Source organism: Streptomyces sp. NPDC005195 (assembly GCF_040608315.1).
GTDB lineage: Bacteria > Actinomycetota > Actinomycetes > Streptomycetales > Streptomycetaceae > Streptomyces > Streptomyces kaempferi.
On the sequence record NZ_JBEXHZ010000173.1, the window covers coordinates 1 to 4,209 of the forward strand.

Consider the following 4,209-nt stretch of genomic DNA (forward strand, 5'->3'; position numbering starts at 1 on the left):
CATGGCCGGCCGCGCGCCCCGCGGCCGGCGCCGGTCACTGCCCGGACGCCGCGGTGAGGGCGGCCCGAGCGGCTCCCTCCACCAGCGCGACACCGTCCTTCATCGAGGCGCTGCCGTCCGAGAGGACCGCGACGAGGTAGCGGTGTCCGTCCACCACGATCCGTCCCACGCTGTTGACGTCCCAGAGTCCGGACGTACTCCGCTGCAGCCAGCCGTTCTTCAGCGCCCACCCGGAGTCCGCGGCCGCCGAGACACCCCACGCCTGCTCGCTCGCGACGTCGGTCATCAGGGTCCGGACATAGGTGCGGGACTCCTGGTTCAGCCCGCCGACGCCCGCGGCCGACCTCCCGCCCGTACCGAACACCGCGCGCAGCAGGCGGATCTGGTCACTCGCCGTCGTCCGGGTCAGTCCCCAGCGAGTGCCGGATCCACCCTTGGTCCCGGTCAGGCCCAGCCGTTCGTTCGCCGCCGCCAGACCCGGCGCCCGGCCGATCTCGCGCCACAGCGCGTTCGCCGCCGCGTTGTCGCTGCGGCGGATCATCGGTTCGGCATGGGCGCGTTCCCGCGCGGTGAGAGAGCGACCCTCGTCCTGCGCCTGCAGCAGCAGTGTCGCGAGGATGTCGACCTTGATGATGCTCGCGGTGTCGTACGTGACGTCGTCGCCGTACACCGCGGGCTCCCGGCCGGTGCCGTCGAGATCGAGCACCGCCGCCGTCACACGTGTCCTGTCGTGGGGTTCGGCGGCCGGACGTCCGGTCTCGGCTCCGGACGGTTCGGTAGCCCTGTCGACCACCGCGGTCGCGGGTGCCGCGTGCGCCGTGCCGCCCGCGAGGAGCGCCGTCGACAGCGCCAGGAGTGCGCCGGCGCCGACGAAGGCGCGCCTGCCCCGGTGTCTCGCCGGGATCTCCACGTGCTGCTGGGGGCGCGGTTGGTTCGGCATGTTCAAGCGAGCCTCGACAAGTGGTGTGGAAGGGTCACTGAGGAGCGAACATAAACAAATCGCGCGCCACTCGCGGTGACCGGGGTCACGACGGGCCTCTTCCCGGCCGGATTGTGAAAAGTGCCATAGGGCGACACCCTCGCCGAAGGCGATCATCAGGATCGAGTCCCCCGAGCGGGATCCTGGGCGTCCGGCGCCAGTGCGCGGACCATCGTGACCTGCTCACGGCACCTCGCCCCGGCGTCCGTGGGAGGCGTCGTGACTCCCGCCCGTCTCAGCCCTGAGGCGGCGCTCAACGCGCTCGGGCCGATGCTCAACGCGCCGGGCCGACGTCCACCGCGCTCCGGCCGACACCTACCGCGCTCGGGCCGGCGGCGCCTGCTCCCCCGTGCGGCGGATGGCGATGAGGGCGGCATCGTCGCCGAAGCGTCCGCCGGCGTGGGCGAGCAGATCGCGCTGCACACCCTGGAGCAGGGTCTCCGGAGGATGACCGACCCACTGGGCGACGCGGTCCGCGAGCGGATAGAAGACACCGTCGCGGTCACGGGCCTCGACGACACCGTCGGTGAACAGGAGCAGCGTGTCGTCCACGGCGAAGGGCAGCACGGCGACCGTGACCTCGCCGGGATCCGTGAGACCGACTCCGAGCGGAGGCGCCGGGGCCAGTTCCGGGGCGCTCACCGCACTGCCCGACCGCAGCAGCAGCGGCGCGAGGTGACCACAACTGACCATCCGGACGACGGGGTCGTCGTCCGGGATCTCCAGCAGCAGCGCCGTGACGAATCGTTCCCCCGCCTCGTCCGTGGGCTCGAAGTCGTCGAGGTATCTGCTGAGGCTCCGCTCCAGGGAGCCGGCCAGCGCGGGCAGCCCGGCGTTCTGGTGCACGGCCTCACGGAACGCGCCGAGCAGGAAGGCCGCCTCCCCGATGGCGGGCAGGCCCTTGCCACGCACGTCGCCGATCACGACACGGGTGCCTTGCGGGCTGCGGGCGGCCGCGTAGAGGTCACCGCCGATCTCGGCCTCCTCTTCGGCCGCCAGGTAGACGCAGGCGAGCCGCAGGGTGCCGAGCCGGCTCGGCAGCGGCCAGAGCAGTACCCGCTGTGCCGCCTCGGCGACCGACCGTACCCGGGCGAGCTCACGGCTGTGCCGGTCGCGGATCACGGACAGGATGACGATCAGCGCGGAGAGCGCGGCCAGGGCGAACAGCTGTACGAGCACATTCCGCGACAGGAGCTGGCCCGAGCGCCAGCCGATGAACGCCTGGGCCGCCATCGCCGCGGCCCCGACGCTGCCTGTGACCAGGGGGCCCTCGCCCCATGCGGTGATCGCGGGCGCGATGACCAGCAGGGGCCCGAGCACGATGTCGGAGGGGGCGACGATGTCGGCGACCGTGATGAGGACGATGAGCGCCACCGGAATCAGCAGCAGCAGACGGCTTGTCCGGCCCGTCTGCGCAAAGCCCCGATTCCACGCCGTCATGGTTTCCACAGTGCACCGCGGCGGGCGGGGTCGCGAACCCGCGGATCATTCGGAGCCGACGATGTCTTCCTGACTTCTTACCTGACGTGGCTCCCCGTCGCCCGACACGACCGCCCGCAGTCGTCGCCGCGCGCTCCGCGCCAGGAACACGGCGCACACCCGACGCGGCCGGCTCCGGTCCCGTCCATCCGGGCCCGAAGGTAAGAGTCGGGTGAGGGACGCCGGCGGCGCCCGGCCCGGCCCCCGCGGGGCGGCCCGTGGTTCACCAGTCCGCTCATGCGCACAGGATCACCGGTCCCCGGCCGCTCCCCCGGCCGGACGGCCCCGGACCACGAAGCGTGCGATCTGCGCTTCCAGGAAAGGCGGCGGGACGTACGCGTGCGCAGCGGGGGCGTGAGCGTCGGCGTCCCCGCGGCGGCTTCAACCCACCGCTCCCTCAAGGGCGTTGCCGGAGCCGCTACCGGGGGGCGGACCAGCCGGGCAGTTGCCGCGCGACGAGGCGCTCCATGGGACGCGAGCCCCGACCGGCGTACCACGCAATGGCGGCGCAGTCGGACCTGCCGCCAGGGCCCGGCCGCGCCGCCCGCCGAACGGAAGGTACGCAGAACGTACGGATCGCCCCGCTCCAGGCGCCACCGGAGCGGCCGCCCCGGATGGCCCGCGCCCGCCGTGGAGCCGCGGGCCATCGGCGTACGCCTTCACCTGGGCGCGCCGCGTCGCTACTGGTGCCGACGCACCCACGCATGACCGATTCCCGATCCCCGGCTCTCCCCGCTCCGGGCTCCCGGCTGGCGCGGATAGGAAAGGTGCGCGCGGTGCCGTGCGGCTCAGCCGCCGCTCTTGCGGCGGAACGACCGCTGGCTCGACGCCGGTCCGTGTGCTCCGCGGACCTTGGACGCGTCCGGTTTGCCGTTGCCGCCGGTGCCGTCCGTCTGCATCCCGCGCTTGCGCGCCAGGGCCTCCCGGAACTTGCGCTTCAGGTCGTACTGGCCGTCGTCGTCGGGCGTCAGGGCGGGGCTCTCGGCCTCGGTGGGCTCCGAACCTTCTTGTGGCTGTGACTCGGCAGTCATGCTGACCTCCTGGGTTCGGGCGCTGGAAGGTACAGCTTGTCATGCTGGCACCGCACGGACCGCCGCCGCCGAAACCGGACCCCGGCCGGCCGAGCGTGCGCCCGCCCTCCCGGCTAGCACGTCGGGTCCCGGCGCGTCACCCGGGGAGGTGTGTGCCATCGGGGAACGAAGAGATGTGAGGATGTCTTCATGAGCGACAACGTCTACTTCGACATCACCATCAACGACGAGCCCGCGGGCCGGATCGTCTTCAAGCTGTTCGACGAAGAGGTCCCCAAGACCGCGCAGAACTTCCGTGAGCTGGCCACGGGCGCGCACGGCTTCGGTTACGAGGGTTCGGGCTTTCACCGCGTCATCCCGGACTTCATGCTGCAGGGCGGCGACTTCACCCGTGGCGACGGCACGGGCGGCAAGAGCATCTACGGCGAGAAGTTCGCCGACGAGAACTTCAAGCTCAAGCACACCAAGCCGGGTCAGCTGTCGATGGCGAACGCGGGGCCGAACACCAACGGCTCGCAGTTCTTCATCACCACCATCGTGACCGACTGGCTCGACAACAAGCACGTCGTTTTCGGCGAGGTCGTCGAGGGCATGGACATCGTCAAGCAGGTCGAGGCCCTCGGCTCCCGCAACGGTTCCACCAAGGCGAAGATCATCATCGCGAAGTCCGGCATCGTCGGCGCCTGACAACCACCGTTCGCCGTATTCCCCGAGCCCGGC

At 71.7% G+C, this 4,209-nt stretch carries 4 protein-coding genes; 1 reads left to right on the forward strand and 3 read right to left on the reverse strand.

Going from position 1 to position 4,209, the window contains the following annotated elements; translation table 11 throughout:
- Positions 1-34: 34 nt before the first annotated feature.
- From ABZV34_RS37400 to ABZV34_RS37410, 3 genes are all read right to left on the reverse strand, one after another.
- Positions 35-940, reverse strand: a complete 906-nt coding sequence (locus ABZV34_RS37400) for a serine hydrolase (RefSeq protein WP_356287126.1) — start codon at positions 938-940, stop codon at positions 35-37.
- A 354-nt stretch (positions 941-1,294) separates the two neighbouring features.
- On the reverse strand, positions 1,295-2,419 hold the full coding sequence (locus ABZV34_RS37405) for a PP2C family protein-serine/threonine phosphatase (protein WP_356287129.1): 1,125 nt from the start codon (positions 2,417-2,419) through the stop codon (positions 1,295-1,297).
- An 827-nt stretch (positions 2,420-3,246) separates the two neighbouring features.
- Positions 3,247-3,489, reverse strand: coding sequence for a DUF5302 domain-containing protein (locus ABZV34_RS37410; protein WP_168526005.1), 243 nt, complete (start codon positions 3,487-3,489; stop codon positions 3,247-3,249).
- 189 nt (positions 3,490-3,678) lie between these two features.
- Here ABZV34_RS37410 and ABZV34_RS37415 point away from each other — a divergent pair, with 189 nt between their 5' ends.
- Entirely contained in the window at positions 3,679-4,176 is a 498-nt protein-coding gene (locus ABZV34_RS37415) for a peptidylprolyl isomerase (protein WP_356287132.1), read from the forward strand.
- The last annotated feature ends 33 nt before the right edge of the window (positions 4,177-4,209 follow it).